Origin of the sequence: Variovorax sp. DAIF25 (genome assembly GCF_050711835.1) — a bacterium.
Taxonomy (GTDB): domain Bacteria; phylum Pseudomonadota; class Gammaproteobacteria; order Burkholderiales; family Burkholderiaceae_C; genus Variovorax.
This window is the reverse complement of the sequence record NZ_CP136636.1, coordinates 5,419,239-5,436,342: the sequence shown is the minus strand read 5'-3', so window position 1 is coordinate 5,436,342 and position 17,104 is coordinate 5,419,239. Positions and strand designations below refer to the sequence as shown.

Sequence of the window (17,104 nt, the reverse complement as noted above, 5' to 3'; positions counted from 1 at the left end):
GATGCCGATCTGGCACCCGTTTGGCCCAGTTCTCCCACTTTTCACTCCCTGCACATTCTTGTGCCGGGGACGGTAGCGGAAGATGGATCGAACTACAACGACAGTTCAATGACAAAAGCTCCGGAGCTCTTGACAAGTGTCCTGTAAAGGCCTGTCGGCAAGGTCCTAGAGCCTGAGAACTATCGATCCTCGGTCAAAGCTCCAACACCAACCGCTCCCCCGCACAAGCCCGCGAGCAGCAAGTCATCATCCGTCCATTCGCCTCCCGCTCCGAGCGCGTCAGCACCACGTCGCGGTGGTCGACCTTGCCGGCCAGCACGCGCACTTCGCACGAGCCGCACAGGCCTTCCTCGCAGTCGCTCTGCACGTCGATGTTGGCGGCGCGCAGCGCGTCGAGCACGGTGCGGTCGGCCGGCACGGGCACGACGATGCCCGAGTCCTTGAGTTCGACCTCGAAGGCATGTTCCTTCGACGGATCGAGCGTGCCGAGCTTCGATTCGAAGTGCTCCACGCGCAGCGAATCCTCGGGCCAGGCGGCGCAGCAGGCCTCGAGGGCGTCGAGCATGCGCGCGGGGCCGCAGGCATAGACCTGGGTGTCTTCGCGCGGCGTGGCGAGCAGCGCGGCGAGGTCGCAGCGCAGGCCTTCCTCCTTCGCGTAGACATGCAGGCGCTCGCCATGCAGCGCCGCCAGCTCGTCGACGAAGGCCATGCGCGCGCGGCTGCGGCCGCTGTAGTGGATCTCGTAGGCCAGGCCCAAGGCCTTGGCGCGGCGTGCCATCGCGGCGATGGGCGTGATGCCGATGCCGCCGGCGATCAGGATGAGCCGCTGGCGGCTCTCGTCGAGGTGGAAGTGGTTGCGTGGGCCGCGCACCTTGAGCTTGTCGCCGGGGCGCACGTTGGCATGCACCCAGGCCGAGCCGCCGCGGCCTTCGTCCTCGCGCAGCACGGCGATCTCGAGCACGTCGGCCTCGGCCGGGTCGCCGCACAGCGAGTACTGGCGCGAGCGCTCGGGCGAGCCGCATTCGATGTCGATGTGCGAACCCGGCGTCCAGCGCGGCACGGGGCGGCTGTCGGGCGTGGCGAGGCGCAGCTTCACCACGCCCTCGGCGACCGGGGTCACGCTCTGCACCACCATCTGGCGCGAGATCGCATGCTTCGAGGGCTCGCCGATGCGCACGGGCACCTGCTGCTGCAGCAGCGCGGCATCGCGGCGCTCGGGGTTGTGGGCCGGGTCCCATTCGACCCACAGGTGCTCGGGGCCGCGGAACGAGGTGTTGGGCACGTAGCTGAACTGCTGCTCGGCGATCTTCATGTGCGGGATGCGGCGCGTGAACTCCTCGAGGAAGATCTGCATCTCCATGCGCGCGAGGTTCTTGCCCATGCACTGGTGCGAACCGTAGCCGAAGGTCAGGTGGTCGCTGGCGTTGTCGCGCCGGATGTCGAACAGGTCGGCATCGGCGAAATGCGCCTCGTCGTGGTTGGCCGACGAGGTGACGATCAAGAGCTTCGAGCCGGCGGGAATGTCGATGCCGCCGACCTGCACGTCCTTCGTCGCGAGACGGCGCCAGGCCGCGACCGAGCCGTTGTGGCGCAGGCATTCCTCGACCGCGCTCGAGATCAGGCCCGGGTCCTCGCAGATGTCGCGCCAGGCCTGCGGATGCTGCAGCAGCAGCTTCATCGCATTGGCCGTGGCGTTGGCGGTGGTCTCGTGCGCGGCCACGATGCCGGCCATCATCATCGAGTGGAGGTAGGAGTCGGTCACGACCTCGGGATGCTCCTTCTGCTTGCGCAGGCCGTAGGGCATCCAGCCCGGCGCGTCGGGGTTCAGGCGCATCTTGTCGAGCACCTTGCCCGCGAACTGCCAGAAGTTGCCGACCGCGTGTGCCACGGCCACCTGCTCCTCGGGCTTGGGGCGGCCCCAGGTGTTGACGGTGTGGGCGATCGAGTACTGGCGCAGCGTGTCCATGTCCTCCTCGGGCACGCCGAGGAAGTGCAGGGCCACGGTCAGCGGCACCTCCCACAGCATCTGGTCGACCAGGTCGGCGCGGCCGTCGTCGATGAAGCGGTCGACGTACTCGCGCGCGAGCTGGCGCACCATCGGCTCGTGGTGCTTGAGCGCCTCGGGCGTGAACGGGTCCATCAGCACGCGGCGGCGCGGCATGTGGGCCGGCTCGTCCTCGTTGACCAGCGTGCGGTTGAGCGCGAAGCCGTAGCTCGCGAGCACCGCGTTGGCCTCGGGGCCGGTGGGCGTGATCTTCTCGAGCGCGATCGAGGGGCTGAAGGTGAGGTTGTCGCGGAAGATGGCCTTGATGTCCTCGAAGCGCGTGACCACCCAGTAGCCGAGCTTCGGGCTGTAGAACACCGGCTCCTGCTCGCGCGCCCAGCGCACGTATTCGGGCGGGTCCTGCTGGTAGCCGTCCTCGAAGGGATCGAAGTCGGCGGCGCGCCGGCTCACCGGGCAGCCGGTGGGCGAGCGTTCGGCGGACAGGTCGCCGTGCGCCACGGGGCAACCCCCGGTGCGCGCGGCGGCGGCTTCGGAAACGGTGGACATCGAGAAGGCTCCTTCCGCGCGGCGCGTCAGTCCAGGGTGATCTTCAGGTCGCGGATCAGCTTCTGCCAGCGCACGGTCTCGCTGCGCAGCAGTTCGCCGAACTGCGCGGGCGTGTTGCCCACGGGCTCGACGCCGAAGTCCTCGAGGCGCTTGCGCACCGTGGGTTCGTTGATGGCCGCGACCACGCGCTTGTTGAGGGCGTTCACCACCTCGGGCGGCGTGGCGGCGGGCACCACCATGCCGACCAGCGCGGCGGCTTCCACGCCCTTGTGGCCGAGCTCGGCGAAGGTGGGCACGTCGGGCAGCTGCGGCAGCCGCGTGGCGTTGGCCACGGCGATGGCCTTGACCTTGCCGCCCTTGATGAAGCCCGCGCCCGCGGCGAGGTCGACCATCATGGCCTGCACCTGGCCGCCGGCCACGTCGGTGAGGGCCGGTGCCGCGCCGCGGTAGGGCACGTGCACCATGAACAGGCCGGCTTCGGTCTTGAGCAGTTCCATCGCCAGGTGGTGCGGGCTGCCCGCGCCGGCCGAGGCGTACGAGAAGCTGCCGGGCTTGGCCTTGGCCTGGGCGATGAAGGTCTTGGCGTCGGCGATGCCGCTGGCCGGATTGACCACCAGGATCATCGGGAAGCGGCCCATCAGCGTGACCGGCGCGAGGTCCTTGGTGGGGCTGTACGACAGCGACTTGTAGAGCGAGGGGTTGAACACCATGGTGCCGTTGTCGGCCGACAGCACGGTGTAGCCGTCGGCCGCCGAGCGCGCGGTTTCCGCGGCCGCGATGGCGGTGTTGCCGCCGGGCTTGTTGTCCACCAGCACCGGCTGGCCGGCCTGCGTCGACAGCGTCTGGCCGATGGTGCGCGCGAGGAAGTCGGAACCACCGCCGGCGGCATAGGGCACGAGCCAGCGGATGGGCTTGGCGGGATATGCGGTGGGTTGAGCGGCGGCCTGGGCGAAGGCGGTGCTCGTGACGGCGAGCGCGGGGAGGGCCAGCAGGCAGCCGGCCAGGAACTTCTTCATCGTGTCTCCTGGTTTCTAGGGTTCTGGGAAGCGCAATCCGGGGTCAAAATCCGCGACGGCGAGTTTTGCGTAATGATTGTACGCATAGCGTAAATCGCGAGGCAAGCCCTGGTGCCACCGTACTTACCATCGGGTGCCCGCCACTTTTTTCGAGAACGAGACGATCAGCACATGGCTTCCACCCCGAAGAAAAGCGCCCCCGCCAAGCCGAAGGCCGCAGTCGCAAGGTCGTCCGCCACGCCCGCGCCGCGCGAGCGGCGCCAGCGCGTGCAGTCGGCCGAGACCGGCATGGCGGTGCTCAAGGGCCTGGCGCGCATGGGCGGCAACGCGGGCCTGTCGGGCCTCGCGGCGCACGTGGGCGAGAGCCCGGCCAAGGTGCACCGCTACCTCGCGAGCCTGGTGCAGGAAGGGCTGGTGGCGCAGGACGTCGATTCGCAGCGCTACCGGCTCGGCCCCGAGGCCATCAACATCGGGCTGGCCGCGATGCGCCAGTCCGACCCGGTGCGCGCGGCCGAGCCCGCGCTGGTGCGGCTGCGCGAAGGGCTCGAGGTCACCTGCTTCGTCGCCGTCATGGGCAACAAGGGCCCGACCGTGATGCGCTTCGAGGAGCCGGGCCTGCCGGTCACGGTCAACGTGCGCGCGGGCTCGGTGATGTCGATGCTGTGGTCGGCCACGGGCCGCGCCTTCCTCGGCCTGCTCAACGAGCGCCGCGTGCGCGAGCTGGCCGAGCAGGAGCTCGCCGCGGCGCCGCGCGAGATGCGCGCGCAGCTCGACGCGAAGCAGCCGATCGAGGCCCTGCGCGCCGAGGTGCGCGCGCTGCGCTGCGCGGTGGTGCGCGACACCTACCTGCGCGGCATCAGCGCGGTGGCGGCACCGGTCTACGACTTCACGGGGCGCGTGTGCGCCGTCATCACCGCGCTGGGCGCGAGCGGCGGCTTCGATCCCTCGGCCGATGGCGAGATCGCGACCGCCGTGCTGCGCGAGGCGGCGGCCACCAGCGAGGTGCTGGGCCATGTCGCGGCGAAGGAATGCTGAGCCGCGCTTGACCCGCGCGCGATCCCGGCGATAGGCTGCGCCCGCGCGGTGCGAGGGAGTGCCGCGCCTCCTCGCGGAGCCACCAGCCATCGACAAAGAACGGACAACAAGACATGAAGACTTTTGCCTTCCCCTCCCTTCGCACCCCGGCCATCGCGCTGGCCTGCGCGCTCGCGTTCGCGGGCGCCGCCTCGGCGCAGCAGCCGAACCAGGCCGTGCTCGATGCCGCCACGCAGAAGAAGGAGGAATCGCTCAAGCTGCTCGAGCGCCTGGTCAACATCGACTCGGGCTCGACCAATACCGAGGGCCTGGAGAAGGTCCGCACGCTGGTGGTGGACGAACTGCGCCAGCTCGGCGCGCGCATCGAGACCTTCCCGGCCGAGCCGCATCCGGGCAGCAACGTGGTCGCGACCTTCGCCGGCACGGGCAAGAAGAAGATCCTGATCCTGGCCCACATCGACACCGTGTTCAAGGACGGCACCGCCGCCGCCAAGCCCTTCTACGTGAAGGACGGCCGCGCCTACGGCCCGGGCGTGATGGACAACAAGGGCGGCGTGGTCGCGGGCCTGCAGGCGCTGAAGATCCTGCAGCAGCTGGGCTTCAAGGACTACGGCCAGCTCACCTTCCTGATCGACACCAACGAGGAGACCGGCTCGGTCGGCACCAGCGCGCTGATCGAGCGCGTGGCGAAGCAGCACGACGTGGCGCTGAACCTCGAGCCGGGCCGCCCGGCCGACGGCCTGGTGGTGGAGCGCAAGGGCTCGGCCACCGCGCTGATCGAGGTCAAGGGCCTGGCCGCGCACGCGGGCGTGGCGCCCGAGGCCGGCCGCAATGCCGCGATGGAAGTGGCGCACCAGGTGCTGCAGCTGTCGAAGACCGCCGATGCCGCGAAGAAGACCACCGTCAACTTCACGGTGCTGACCGCCAACGGCCCGACCAACGTGATCCCCGCCACCGCCAGCGCGCGCGGCGATGTGCGCGCCGCCACGCCCGAGGAGCTCGATCGCGTCGAGAAGGACCTGCAGCGCATCTCGCAGAACAAGCTGATCCCCGACACCGAGGTCAAGGTGCGCCTGATCCGCGGCCTGCCGCCGATGCCGCGTTCGCCCGCCTCCGACAAGCTGGTGGCGACCGCCGAGGGCATCTACGCCGAGATCGGCAAGAAGCTCACCATCGAGAGCAGCGGTGGCGCCGCCGATGCGAGCCTGGTGGCCGGCGTCGGCGTGCCGGTGCTCGACGGCTTCGGCATCGTGGGCGGCGGCATCCACACGCCCGAGGAGTACGCCGAGGTCGAGAGCATCGTGCCGCGGCTGTACCTGCTGTCGCGGATGCTGATGGCGTTGAGCGCGAACTGAGCTTCAGGCGGCCGCGCTCTGGAGGCGCGGCAGCACTTCGCGCCCGAGTTCTTCCACGATCTCGCGCGCGTCGCGCGGTCCACGCGCGATGTTCATCAGCACGTGGGCCACGCCCGCATCTTCGAGCCGGTCGAGGTAGGCCACCAGCGCGTCGCGCCCGGTGCGCAGGCCCAGCTCGATCGGCTCGGCCGGCGCATCGGCGCGCTCGAGCAATTCGAGCTGCAGCGACTGGATGAAGGGCTTGGCCTCGCCGCCCGCGCGCTCGCGCAGCGCGGTCTGCCACAGGCCGATGCGGCCCTGCTGGCGCGCCTCGTCGCGGTGATAGGTGGCCCAGCCGTCGGCATGGGCCGCGGTCCACTGCAGCGACTGCCGCGCCGACCCCACCACCACCATGCCGATGCGTTCGGCCGGCGCCGCCATCAGCTCGTGGCCCGCCGCGGCCTCGCGCAGCACGGCGCGTTCGGCAGCCAGCGGCGAGAGGGCGGAGCGCACCAGCGTCCAGCGCTCGCGGAAGGTCTCGGCGCGCTGCGCGATGTCCTCGCCGAAGATCGCGAACTCGGCTTCACGGTCGCCCGAGCCGAGCCCGAGGATGAAGCGCTCGCCCGACAGCCGGTTCAGCGACAGCGCGGCCTTGGCCAGGTGCAGCGGATGGCGCAGCGGCAGCACCGCGGCGGCCGTGCCGAGCGCGATGCGCTGCGTGGCCGCGGCCAGCGTGGCGAGCCAGAGGAAGGGCTCGTCGAGCGGGGCCGTCGGCATCATCCGTTCGCCCTGCGGCGCGAGCACCGGCACGTCGCGCGTCCACAGCGCCGCGAAGCCCAGTGCGTCGGCACGCTGCGCGAGATCGCGCTCGACGGCGAGGTCGGCCATCGCCTCGTCGGGGCGCGCGATCGGTGTCATGAGGCCGAGCGTGAGTCGGCCGGCCTGGAGGGTTTGCTGGTAGGCGCGGTTGAAGGAGGGCATGGGCGGCAGGAGGTGGGGCGAAGGAAATGATCGCACGCGCATCGCGGCCGGCGTCGCGTGGGGACAAGGCCGCCGCGCCAAGCATCTCGATCGGAGATGCGCCGATCTTCAATCCATATGAATCTTGCGCGTAAACCCGCTGCGGTGCCTTCGCGTGCCGCCGCGACCATCGGCGCACCGAATCACAAGCACAGCGAGACACCCATTCCATGAACACGAGCGCGATCACACGGCCCCGGGCAGCGGCGGCGCAAGAGGACGGCGGCGCCGATGCCGTCTACCGCAAGGTCGGCTGGCGGCTCATCCCGCTGCTCTTCGTCTGCTACATCGTGGCCTACCTCGACCGCGTCAACGTCGGCTTCGCCAAGCTGCAGATGCAGGGCGATCTGCAGTTCAGCGAGGCGGTGTACGGCCTGGGCGCGGGCATCTTCTTCATCGGCTACTTCCTGTTCGAGGTGCCGAGCAACGTGGTGCTGCACCGCGTGGGCGCGCGCCGCTGGATCGCGCGGATCATGATCACCTGGGGCCTGCTGTCGGCCGGCACCATGTTCGTGAGCTCGCCGATGTCCTTCTACGTGATCCGCTTCCTGCTGGGCGCGGCAGAGGCGGGCTTCTTCCCCGGGATCATCCTGTACCTGACCTACTGGTACCCGGCCGCGCGGCGCAGCAAGGCGACTTCGCTGTTCCTCGCGGCGATCCCGTTCGCGGGCATCCTCGGCGGCCCGATCTCGGGCTGGATCCTGCAGGGCATGGGCGGCGTCAACGGCTGGGCCGGCTGGCAATGGCTGTTCCTGCTGCAGGGCCTGCCGACCGTGGCGCTGGGCCTGGTCGTGTGGCGCTACCTCGACGACCGCGTGAAGGACGCGCAATGGCTCAGTACCGCCGAGCGCGAGCTGATCGCGCGCGACATCGCGGCCGAGAACCAGGGCAAGGCCGAGCCGCGCATCCTCGAGGTGCTGGGCAACGGCCGCGTCTGGCTGCTGGCGCTGGTGTACTTCGCCTACACCTCGGGCCTGTACGGCATCTCGTTCTGGCTGCCGAGCATCATCAAGGCGATCGGCGTGAAGGGCGCGCTCGACATCGGCCTCTTGAGCGCGATCCCCTGGACCTTCGGCGTGGTCGCGATGTACCTGATGGCGCGCAGCGCCGACCGCCGGCTCGAGTACCGCTGGCACAGCGCGCTGGCCGCCATCGTGGGCGCGATCGGGCTGGTGCTCAGCGTGGCCTTCCACGGCAACGCGGTGCTCGCGATGGCCGGGCTCACGCTCGCCACCATGGGCATCATGTCGACCCTGCCGATCTTCTGGGGCATGCCGACGGCCTTCCTGGGCGGTGCGGCCGCCGCCGCGGGCATCGCGCTGATCAACTCCTTCGGCAACCTCTCGGGCTTCAGCGCGCCCTTCCTCATCGGCCTTATCAAGGACGCGACGCAGAGCACCGACGCGGGCCTGCACATGCTCGCGGGCCTGCTGGTGGTGGGCGCGGTGCTGGTGCTGCTGGTCAAGCCGGCCGCCGCGCGCCGCTGAGCCTTCGTCTTTCCGCGCCGCGGCGTTCGCCCGTGGCGCTTCATTCCCGGTTCCCCACAGAAAGTCCCACCCCATGGATGCGGTCGTGATCTCCCCTGCGCGTCGTTCGCCCTCGGCCGAACTGCTCGCGCTCCTGCAAAGGCGTTTCGAGGAACGCCTGTCGACCAGCCAGGCCGTGCTGCTGCAGCACGGCACCGACGAATCGGCCTATGCGCCGCAACCGCCCGACGCGGTGGTGTTCGTGCAGAGCACCGACGAGGTCGCCTTCGTGGTGCGCGCCTGCGCACGAGAGCGCGTGCCCGTGATCGGCTTCGGCGTGGGCTCGTCGGTCGAAGGCCACCTGCTTGCGGTGCAGGGCGGCGTGTGCATCGACTTCTCGCGCATGAACCGCGTGCTCGCGATCCGTAGCGGCGATTTGACGGCCACGGTCGAGGCTGGCGTGACGCGCGGCCAGCTCAACGCGGCGCTCGCGGATACGGGCTTCTTCTTCTCGGTCGACCCCGGTGCCGACGCCTCGATCGGCGGCATGGTCGCCACCGCCGCCTCGGGCACGAACACCGTGCGCTACGGCACCATGCGCGACAACCTCGTGAACCTCACGGTGGTGACGGCCGACGGCGAGGTGGTGCGCACCGCGACGCAGGCGCGCAAGAGCTCGGCCGGCTACAACCTCACGCAACTCTATTGCGGTTCCGAAGGGACGCTGGGCCTGATCACCGAGGCCACGGTGCGCCTGCATCCGCATCCCGAGGCGCATGCGGCGGCGGTGGTGCATTTCCCCTCGGTGCGCGCGGCGGTCGATGTGGTGATCGAGGCGATCCAGCTCGGCGTGCCGCTCGCGCGCGCCGAGATGCTGGACGCGCTGACGATCCGCGCCGTGAATGCCCACAGCCGCACCACGCTGGCCGAGCAGCCGACGCTGTTCCTCGAGTTCGGCGCGAGCAAGGCGCAGATCGACGAACAGGCCGAGCTGGTGCGCGAGATCGTGGCCGGCCATGGTGGCGGCGCGTTCCAGTGGGCGCTGCGGCAGGAAGAGCGTTCGCGGCTGTGGACGCCGCGCCATCACGCCTACTTCGCCTGCCTGCAGCTCAAGGCCGGCAGCCGCAGCCTCACGACCGATGCCTGCGTGCCGCTGTCGGCGCTCGCGCAATGCATCGACGAGACCCAGGCCGACATCGCCGAACACGGGCTGCTGGCGCCGGTGTTCGGGCATGTGGGCGACGGCAACTTCCATTGCCTGGTGCTGGTCGATCCCGACGATGCCGCCGAGAACGCGGCCGCCGAGGCCTTCAGTCACCGGCTGGTGCAGCGCGCGCTGCGCCATGGCGGCACCTCCACCGGCGAACACGGCGTGGGGCTGCACAAGATGCAGTACCTGGTCGAGGAGCACGGCGCGCAGGCGGTGGGGCTGATGCGCGCGATCAAGCGCGCGCTCGATCCGCACGACATCTTCAATCCCGGCAAGGTCGTGGGCCAGGCCGCGGACTGAGTACCCCCGAATACGACAACACAGGAGACAAGACGATGAAGGGTTCGCACAAGCACACATGGGTCGCGATGGCCGCGGCAGCGTTGATGGCGGGATGCGGCGGCGGGGGCAGTGGCGGCGGCTTCGTGCCGCTGGTGCCACCGGCGAGCGCGCCGCCGGCGGCGCCGCCGCCGCCCGCGCAGTCGCTGGCCGAGAAATGCCCCGCATTCAAGGGCCGATCCGTCGCCGAAGGCGCGGTGCGCGTCGACGATGCGAAGGTGGTGGCCGCCACCGGCGTGCAGCCCGAGTACTGCGTGCTCACCGCGAGCTTCCAGGGTTCGAGCCTGCGCTTCGAGGCGCGGCTGCCGACCTCGGGCTGGAACGGCAAGCTGGCCTTCATCGGCGGTGGTGGCTTCGACGGCGCGCTGCCGAGTGCGGCCGATCCGCAGTTCAGCGCCTCGATCTTCAGCGAGCGCTACGCCACGATCGGCACCAACGGCGGCTACGACTACCCCGGCGTGCGCGACGCCGGCTACTTCGCGGCGCGCTTCGCGGCCGATCCCGAGAAGCTGCTCGACTTCACGCAGCAATCGGAGCACCGCGCGCTGCCGCCGGGCAAGGAACTGATCGCGGCCTTCTTCGGCAGCGGCCCCGCGCGCAGCTACTTCGAGGGCTGCTCGATGGGCGGCCACGATGCGCTGATGCTCGCGCAGCGCTTCCCCGAGGACTTCGACGGCATCGTGGCGCGCGCCCCGGCCGGCAATATCATGGGCCTGTTCGTGCAGTTCAACCGCATCTCGAAGCAGGTGCGCGTGCCGGCCAACACGCTGAACCCGGCCAAGCAGACCCTGCTGGCCAACGCGGTGCTCGCGCAGTGCGATGCGCTCGACGGCGTGGCCGACGGCATCGTCTCGAAGCCCGCGGCCTGCAACTACGACCCCGCGCCGCTGCGCTGCGCGGGTGGCGCCGACACCGGCGATGCCTGCCTGTCGGACGCGCAGATCGCCACGGTGAAGACCATCACCTCGCCGGTCGCCACCGCCGACGGCGCCTGGTCGCACCCGGGCTACAACTTCGGCCTCGAGAACACGGCCGATGGCTGGGGCTCTTACATCTGGCCGCAGGCGGCGCTCGGCGGCAACTCGATCCAGGGCATGTTCTCGGACGGCTTCGTGCGCTCGTTCATCACGCAGGACCCGGCCTTCGACACGCTGGCCTGGAACCCCGATCAGTGGCTCGCGCGCATGGGCGTGGTCGGCGGCCTGTTCAGCGCGGCCGACCCCGACCTGGAGCGGCTGCATGCGCGCGGCGCGAAGCTGATCCTGTGGAACGGCACCAACGACACCTCGGTGAGCGCGCGCGACACCTCGCGCTACTACGACCAGGTGGTTGGCAAGCTGGGGCAGCCCAAGGCCGCCCAGACCGTGGAGCTGTTCCTCGCGCCGGGCGTGGGCCACTGCGCGGGCGGGCCGGGCGCCGACAAGGTCGACCTGCTGAAGGCGATGGCGACCTGGGTCGAGCAGGGCGTGCCCGCGTCGGCGCAAGGCCTGGTGCAGCGCAAGCTCGACGCGGCCACGGGCGCCACCGCGCTCGCGCGGCCGATGTGCAAATACCCCGCGTACCCGCGCTACAAGGGCGCGGGCGACACGAAGGATGCGAAGAGCTTCGACTGCGTGAATTGAAGCCTTGTCCGCCCCATAGGCCGCGAACGCGCGGCCTAGAATGGCCGGCCGTTCCCGCAACCCTGTGGCGAATGGCCGGAGACCCCCCGCCGATGGAACTGCGCCAGTTCAAGTATTTCGTTGCCATCGTCGACTGCGGCAGCCTCTCGCGCGCCGCGCAGCAGCTCTACGTGGCGCAGTCGGCGCTGAGCAAACAGATGGCCGAACTCGAGGCCGAGCTCGACACCCAGCTGCTGCTGCGCAGCCGCAACGGCGTGGCGATGACCGAGGCCGGCAAGGTGTTCTACGAATACGCGCAGGGCATCACCAAGCAGGTCAGCGATGCACGCGCCGCGGTGCACGTGGCGGCCGACTCGGTGGTGGGTTCGGTGGTGGCGGCCTTGCCGCAGAGCGTGTCGCCGATGATCGCGCTGCCGCTGATGCGCGCGGCCGCGCGCCGCTATCCCGACGTGGTGCTGCACCTCAACGAGGAGCTCACGGGCAACATGGCCGACCAGCTCACGCGCGGCCGCGTCGACGTGGCCGTGTTCTCGCCGACCATGCCCGCCGAGGACGTGGCCTTCACGCCGCTGGTGGAGGAGGACTTCGTATTCCTCGAATCGCCGCAGAGCCCGCATGCGCTGCCCGAGGGCGAGGTGAGCATCGAACAGGCGACCGCGCGGCCGCTGGTGTGGCCCGCCAATGCGCACGGGCACTGCACGCGCTGGCTGGTCGACGCGGTGCTCGAGGCCGCGGGCCAGCCGGCCGCGCGCGTGGCGGCCGAGATCAATTCGGTCTACACGCTCAAGGCCGCGGTCGAGGCGGGGCTGGGGCCGACCATCATGCCGCTGGGACTCGCACAGCGCGAAGTCAGCGAAGGCCGACTCGCGGCGCACCGCATCGCCTCCGGCGCGATGTTTCGCACGCTGGGGCTGTGCGTGTCGGTGCACCTGCCGACCGGCAATGCCAAGCGCGCGATCTGCGCGCTGATCGCCGAGGTGATGCAGGGCCTGTGCGCGTCGGGCGAATGGGCCGGCGCGCGGGCCGTGCAGGCCGCGAAGAAGACGAAGGCCTGAGTCAGGCGCGACGCTTGCGCGCGGCGGCCGGCTTGCGGAGCTCGGCAGGCCTCGGGAAGAGACGCAGGATCGCCGCGCGCACGTCGTCCTTCATGCGCTCGGCCGCATCGGCCTCGCCCGACAGGTGGCGCAGCAGCGCCTGCTGGAACAGGCCGTCGAACAGCGAATAGGCCGCGGCGGGCGGCAGGCCCGTGGGCACACCCGCGAGCTCCTCGAAGCGGACCATGATGCGCCAGATCATCGCCTCGAGGCTCTTGTCGATCTCGGTCACGTCGTCGCGGAAGGCGGCCTCGAACAGCGCCTGCGAGCGCAGGTCGTACCAGAGGCGGTGCATGTGGCCCTCGTCGCGCAGCGTGTCGGCCAGGCTCTGCAGGAAGCCTTCCGTCAGTTCGTCGAAGCTGGTGGCGCTGTCGACCGCGTGGTCGTAGCGCTTGACGCAGCGCGCCTTGTACTGCTTCACGCTGCAGACGATCAGGTCGACCTTGTCGGTGAAGTAGTAGTGCAGCACGCCGTGCGAGAACTCGGTGTTCTGCGCGATCTCGCGCAGGCTGGTGCGTGCGTAGCCGAGCGTGGCGAGCGTGGTCAGCGCGGCCTCGCCGAGCTCGGCGCGCCGCTCCTCGAACTTGTCGACCCTGGCCTTCGGCACCCGGGCCGTCGACGGTTGTTCCTGCTGTCGTGTCGTCATTTCCACCGCGCCGCGCGATGCGCGAGCCGCTCTCGTTGTCCGTTGATCTGCAAACCATAGCACGCATGGCACGCCCGTGCGAAACGGCGTTCCAGCCTGTTCCGGGCACCATTCTAAAAAATCTGGACGGTCGTCAAAGAAAATCTTGACACTCGTCAAGACGATTTCTAGGATGGCCGCTCCATCTCACAACCAGACCACAGGAGACAAGCGATGGGACAGTTCGATCTGAAGGGGCGCAAGGCGCTCGTGACGGGTGGCGCGCGCGGTATCGGCGCCAGCATTGCGCAGGCGCTGACCGAGGCCGGCGCGGCGGTGATGATCGGCGACGTGCTCGCCGACGTGGGGCGGGCGACCGCCCAGCGCCTCTCGTCCGGCGGGGCGAAGGCGGGCTTCGTGCCGCTCGACGTCACCGACGATGCGGCCTGGGCCGCCGCCGTCGAGACCACGGTGAAGGAGCTCGGCGGGCTCGACATCGTGGTCAACAACGCGGGCATCGAGATCACCTCGCTGGTGGTCGACGTGCAGGCCGAGGACCTGCGCCGCATGCTCGACGTGAACGTGACCGGCACCCTGCTGGGCATGAAACACGCGTTCCGCGCGATGCGCCCCGGCGGCGCCGCGGGCGCGGGCGGCGCGGTGGTCAACATCGCCTCGGTCGCCGCGACCATCGCCTTTCCCGCCATCGCGGGCTACTCGGCCACCAAGTCGGCTGTCGACCGCGCGACCCGCGTGGCCGCGATGGAGTCCGGCAAGCTGGGCTACGGCGTGCGCGTCAACTGCATCTACCCGGGGCTGGTGCCCACCGACATGGGCATGAAGCTCGCGAACGACATCGTCGCCGCGGGCCTCGCGCCCAGCGTGGAGGCGGCCGTCGGCGACGTGATCGGCCAGACGCCGCTGGGCCGGCTCGGCGAGGTCGGCGACATGGCCGACGTGGTGGTCTTCCTCTGCTCCGACGCGGCCCGGTTCATCACCGGCGCCGGCCTCGCGGTGGACGGCGGCATGGGCATGTGAAGGCCATGCGCGAACAGAACAAGTCACACATCAGGCAAGAAAAAGGAGAGACGACATGAGCAGCAAGAACAAGAAGCCGGTCATCGTGTACGGCGCCTCGGGCTACACCGGGCGGCTGGTCTGCGAGTACCTGCGCGAGTACAACATCCCGTTCATCGCCGCGGGCCGCAGCAAGGAGAAGCTCGACGCCGCGATGAAATCGAACGTGCCCGGCATCGAGACCGCGCGCTACGAGGTGGTGGAGGTGGCGCATTCGGTGGAGGCGCTCACCGAGCTCTTCACCGGCGCCTCGGTGGTGCTCAACACGGTGGGGCCGTTCGCCAAGTTCGGCCCCGAGGTGGTCGAGGCCTGCCTCAACGCCGGCTGCCACTACACCGACACCACGGGTGAGCAGGACTGGCTGATCACGCTCGACCAGCAATGGGGCGCCAAGTTCGCCGCCGCGGGGCTGCTGCTGTCGCCGGGCCTGGCCCACATGTACACCACGGGCGAGATCGCGGCGCAGCTGTGCCTCGAGACGCCCGGGCTCGACACGCTCGACATCGCCGTGTTCTGGGGCGGCAGCCCGACCATCGCGTCGACGCAGACCATCCTGGTCAATGCAGCGACGTCGAAGGCCTACTACCTCGAGCAGAACGAGTACGTCGAGTGGCAGCCCGATGCCGGTCTCTACCACCTGTCGATCCCGGGCCAGCACGAGGCCGCGCTGGCGCTGCCCTGGGGCGGCACCTCGCACCCCGTGTGGTTCAAGCGCGATCCGCGCGTGGCCAACGTCAAGGTGCTCGGCGGCGTCTTCAACAAGCCGCTGATGATGGGCGTGCCGCAGATCGTGGCGGCCGCGCTCAAGGCCACCGAGGGCATGAACGAGGAGGACCGCTACGCGGCGCTGGCGCAGACGGCTTCGAGCGTGATGAACACCATGCCGCCGCGCGAGAACCCGCGCATCAACAAGTCGGTCGATTCGGTGCATGCCTCCGGTCCGCTGGGCCGCGTGCACTGCGTGATCTTCGGCAACTGCAACTACAAGCAGACCGGCCTGCTGCAGGCCTATGCGGCGGCCTCGCTGCTGCAGCAGCCGCCGCGCCGCGCCGGCTTCGCCTCGGGCTGCCAGGCCTTCGGGCATCGCGAGCTGCTGGGCGCGCTGCGCGGCTTCGGCCTGGTGCAGGAACCCGTGCTCACGCGCATGGGCTGACCCCGATGCGTCTCGTCGACTACCTCGACAAGGGCGCCCAGCTGGGCGCCGATGCGCCCTGCCTGACCCTGGGCGAGACCGACCTCAGCTATGCCCAGGTGCAGCGCATCAGCTGGCGCGTGGCGCGCGGCCTGCAGCGCGCCGGCCTGCAGCCCGGCGACAAGGTGGCCGTGCTCTCGAGCAACGATGCGATGGCCTTCGCGACGGTGTTCGGCATCTCGCGCGCGGGCGGCGTGTGGTGCCCGATCAACCCGCGCAACGAAGCGAGCGAGAACGCCTTCGTGCTCGATGCCTTCGACTGCGCCTGCCTGGTGTTCCACGGCAACTACGCGCCCATGGTCGAGCAGATGCGTTCGCAGCTGCCCAAGCTGCGTGCGCTGGTCTGCCTCGATGCGCGGCAACCCTTCGCGCCTTCGATGGACGACTGGCTCGAGGGCCTGGACGACGCGCCGCTCGACATCGCGCCGCCCGACGACGTGGCGATGATCGCGGGCACCGGCGGCACCACGGGCCAGCCCAAGGGCGTGATGCTCACGGGGCGCAACCTCGAGGCGATGTCGGCGCTCACGCTGATGGGCTATCCCTTCGAGGGCCGGCCCGCCTACCTCGCGCTCGCGCCGCTCACGCACGCGGCCGGCGTGCTGTGCCTGCCGGTGATGGCGCTCGGCGGGCGCGTGGTCATCATGCCCAAGCCCGACCTCGGCGAGTTCCTCGCGCTGATCGAGCGCCACCGCATCACCCACGCCTTCCTGCCGCCGACGCTGATCTACATGCTGCTGCAGCATCCGGAACTCGCGGCGACGAAGCGCGATTCGCTGCAGTGCTTCTGGTACGGCGCGGCGCCGATGTCGGCCGCGCGGCTCGAGGAGGCGCTCACGAAGATCGGCCCGGTGATGGCGCAGCTCTTCGGCCAGACCGAGGCGCCGATGATGATCTCGATGATGTCGCCGCGCGAGCACTTCAATGCCGACGGCTCGGTGGCGAAGCACCGCCTCGCCTCGGCGGGACGGCCCGGGCCGCTGGTGCAGGTGGGCGTGATGAACGCCGAGGGCGAGCTGCTGCCCACGGGCGAGAGCGGCGAGATCGTGGTGCGCGGCTCGCTCGTGATGCAGGGCTACTACAAGGACCCGAAGGCCACGCAGGAGGCCTCGCGCTTCGGCTGGCACCACACGGGCGACATCGGCCGGCTCGACGACGACGGCTTCCTCTACATCGTCGACCGCGCCAAGGACATGATCATCTCGGGCGGCTTCAACGTCTATTCGGCCGAGGTCGAGCAGGCGTTGATGCAGCACCCCGACGTGCAGGACAGCGCGGTGATCGGCCTGCCCGACGAGAAGTGGGGCGAGCGCGTCGTGGCGGTGCTGCAGCCGCAGGCGGGCCGCAGCATCGACGCCGAGGCGATCAAGGCCTTCGTCAAGGCGCGCATCGGCAGCGTGAAAGCGCCCAAGCAGGTCGAGGTGTGGAGCGACCTGCCGCGCTCGAAGGTCGGCAAGGTGCTCAAGAAGGACGTGCGCACCATCCTGCTCGCGGCCTCGACGCGCGAGCCGGGCGAATAGAGG

13 protein-coding genes are annotated in these 17,104 nt (G+C 70.0%); 9 read left to right on the top strand and 4 right to left on the bottom strand.

Annotated features, from left to right (window positions below; genetic code table 11):
* Positions 1 to 193: 193 nt before the first annotated feature.
* Positions 194 to 2,551 carry a cytochrome P450/oxidoreductase gene (locus R0232_RS25185; protein WP_431509820.1) on the bottom strand — a complete coding sequence of 786 codons (2,358 nt, stop codon included), beginning with the start codon at positions 2,549 to 2,551 and terminating at the stop codon, positions 194 to 196.
* 26 nt (positions 2,552 to 2,577) lie between these two features.
* A complete protein-coding gene (locus tag R0232_RS25180) occupies positions 2,578 to 3,567 on the bottom strand; it encodes a Bug family tripartite tricarboxylate transporter substrate binding protein (protein ID WP_208514135.1) in 990 nt (329 codons plus the stop codon).
* Positions 3,568 to 3,738: 171 nt separating this feature from the next.
* On the opposite strand from R0232_RS25180, the gene R0232_RS25175 reads away from it, so the two are divergent.
* Complete coding sequence (locus R0232_RS25175) at positions 3,739 to 4,602, top strand: IclR family transcriptional regulator (RefSeq protein ID WP_431509819.1); 864 nt, start codon at positions 3,739 to 3,741, stop codon at positions 4,600 to 4,602.
* Between the two features lie 113 nt (positions 4,603 to 4,715).
* Complete coding sequence (locus R0232_RS25170; protein WP_431509818.1) at positions 4,716 to 5,957, top strand: glutamate carboxypeptidase; 1,242 nt, start codon at positions 4,716 to 4,718, stop codon at positions 5,955 to 5,957.
* A 3-nt stretch (positions 5,958 to 5,960) separates the two neighbouring features.
* Here the strand turns inward: R0232_RS25170 and R0232_RS25165 are convergent, their stop codons facing one another.
* Positions 5,961 to 6,917: a TIGR03571 family LLM class oxidoreductase gene (locus R0232_RS25165; protein ID WP_431509817.1), complete on the bottom strand. Its 957-nt coding sequence runs from the start codon at positions 6,915 to 6,917 to the stop codon at positions 5,961 to 5,963.
* Positions 6,918 to 7,126: 209 nt separating this feature from the next.
* On the opposite strand from R0232_RS25165, the gene R0232_RS25160 reads away from it, so the two are divergent.
* From R0232_RS25160 to R0232_RS25145, 4 genes are all read left to right on the top strand, one after another.
* The gene (locus tag R0232_RS25160; protein ID WP_431509816.1) at positions 7,127 to 8,443 is read left to right on the top strand and encodes an MFS transporter; all 1,317 of its coding nucleotides are present in this window, start codon (positions 7,127 to 7,129) and stop codon (positions 8,441 to 8,443) included.
* 73 nt (positions 8,444 to 8,516) lie between these two features.
* The gene (locus R0232_RS25155; RefSeq protein WP_431509815.1) at positions 8,517 to 9,932 is read left to right on the top strand and encodes an FAD-binding oxidoreductase; all 1,416 of its coding nucleotides are present in this window, start codon (positions 8,517 to 8,519) and stop codon (positions 9,930 to 9,932) included.
* A gap of 35 nt (positions 9,933 to 9,967) precedes the next feature.
* The gene (locus R0232_RS25150; RefSeq protein ID WP_431509814.1) at positions 9,968 to 11,593 is read left to right on the top strand and encodes a tannase/feruloyl esterase family alpha/beta hydrolase; all 1,626 of its coding nucleotides are present in this window, start codon (positions 9,968 to 9,970) and stop codon (positions 11,591 to 11,593) included.
* 92 nt (positions 11,594 to 11,685) lie between these two features.
* Positions 11,686 to 12,648: a LysR substrate-binding domain-containing protein gene (locus R0232_RS25145; protein WP_093340148.1), complete on the top strand. Its 963-nt coding sequence runs from the start codon at positions 11,686 to 11,688 to the stop codon at positions 12,646 to 12,648.
* A gap of 1 nt (position 12,649) precedes the next feature.
* Here R0232_RS25145 and R0232_RS25140 read toward each other — a convergent pair whose 3' ends face one another.
* A complete protein-coding gene (locus R0232_RS25140; RefSeq protein ID WP_093340146.1) occupies positions 12,650 to 13,333 on the bottom strand; it encodes a TetR/AcrR family transcriptional regulator in 684 nt (227 codons plus the stop codon).
* Between the two features lie 213 nt (positions 13,334 to 13,546).
* On the opposite strand from R0232_RS25140, the gene R0232_RS25135 reads away from it, so the two are divergent.
* From R0232_RS25135 to R0232_RS25125, 3 genes are read left to right on the top strand one after another with little or no spacing between them, the layout of a single operon-like run.
* Positions 13,547 to 14,350, top strand: coding sequence for an SDR family NAD(P)-dependent oxidoreductase (locus R0232_RS25135; protein WP_093340144.1), 804 nt, complete (start codon positions 13,547 to 13,549; stop codon positions 14,348 to 14,350).
* Positions 14,351 to 14,405: 55 nt separating this feature from the next.
* Complete coding sequence (locus R0232_RS25130) at positions 14,406 to 15,542, top strand: DUF5938 domain-containing protein (protein ID WP_431509813.1); 1,137 nt, start codon at positions 14,406 to 14,408, stop codon at positions 15,540 to 15,542.
* Positions 15,543 to 15,547: 5 nt separating this feature from the next.
* Complete coding sequence (locus R0232_RS25125) at positions 15,548 to 17,101, top strand: AMP-binding protein (protein ID WP_431509812.1); 1,554 nt, start codon at positions 15,548 to 15,550, stop codon at positions 17,099 to 17,101.
* The last annotated feature ends 3 nt before the right edge of the window (positions 17,102 to 17,104 follow it).

What these genes read in the sequence shown, in the direction of transcription:
- R0232_RS25135 (WP_093340144.1), top strand. Translation starts at nt 13,547, where the DNA reads ATGGGACAGTTCGATCTGAAGGGGCGCAAGGCGCTCGTGACGGGTGGC.
- R0232_RS25160 (WP_431509816.1), top strand. Translation starts at nt 7,127, where the DNA reads ATGAACACGAGCGCGATCACACGGCCCCGGGCAGCGGCGGCGCAAGAG.
- R0232_RS25185 (WP_431509820.1), bottom strand. Translation starts at nt 2,551, where the DNA reads ATGTCCACCGTTTCCGAAGCCGCCGCCGCGCGCACCGGGGGTTGCCCC.
- R0232_RS25170 (WP_431509818.1), top strand. Translation starts at nt 4,716, where the DNA reads ATGAAGACTTTTGCCTTCCCCTCCCTTCGCACCCCGGCCATCGCGCTG.
- R0232_RS25140 (WP_093340146.1), bottom strand. Translation starts at nt 13,333, where the DNA reads ATGACGACACGACAGCAGGAACAACCGTCGACGGCCCGGGTGCCGAAG.
- R0232_RS25150 (WP_431509814.1), top strand. Translation starts at nt 9,968, where the DNA reads ATGAAGGGTTCGCACAAGCACACATGGGTCGCGATGGCCGCGGCAGCG.
- R0232_RS25175 (WP_431509819.1), top strand. Translation starts at nt 3,739, where the DNA reads ATGGCTTCCACCCCGAAGAAAAGCGCCCCCGCCAAGCCGAAGGCCGCA.
- R0232_RS25165 (WP_431509817.1), bottom strand. Translation starts at nt 6,917, where the DNA reads ATGCCCTCCTTCAACCGCGCCTACCAGCAAACCCTCCAGGCCGGCCGA.
- R0232_RS25180 (WP_208514135.1), bottom strand. Translation starts at nt 3,567, where the DNA reads ATGAAGAAGTTCCTGGCCGGCTGCCTGCTGGCCCTCCCCGCGCTCGCC.
- R0232_RS25155 (WP_431509815.1), top strand. Translation starts at nt 8,517, where the DNA reads ATGGATGCGGTCGTGATCTCCCCTGCGCGTCGTTCGCCCTCGGCCGAA.
- R0232_RS25125 (WP_431509812.1), top strand. Translation starts at nt 15,548, where the DNA reads ATGCGTCTCGTCGACTACCTCGACAAGGGCGCCCAGCTGGGCGCCGAT.
- R0232_RS25145 (WP_093340148.1), top strand. Translation starts at nt 11,686, where the DNA reads ATGGAACTGCGCCAGTTCAAGTATTTCGTTGCCATCGTCGACTGCGGC.
- R0232_RS25130 (WP_431509813.1), top strand. Translation starts at nt 14,406, where the DNA reads ATGAGCAGCAAGAACAAGAAGCCGGTCATCGTGTACGGCGCCTCGGGC.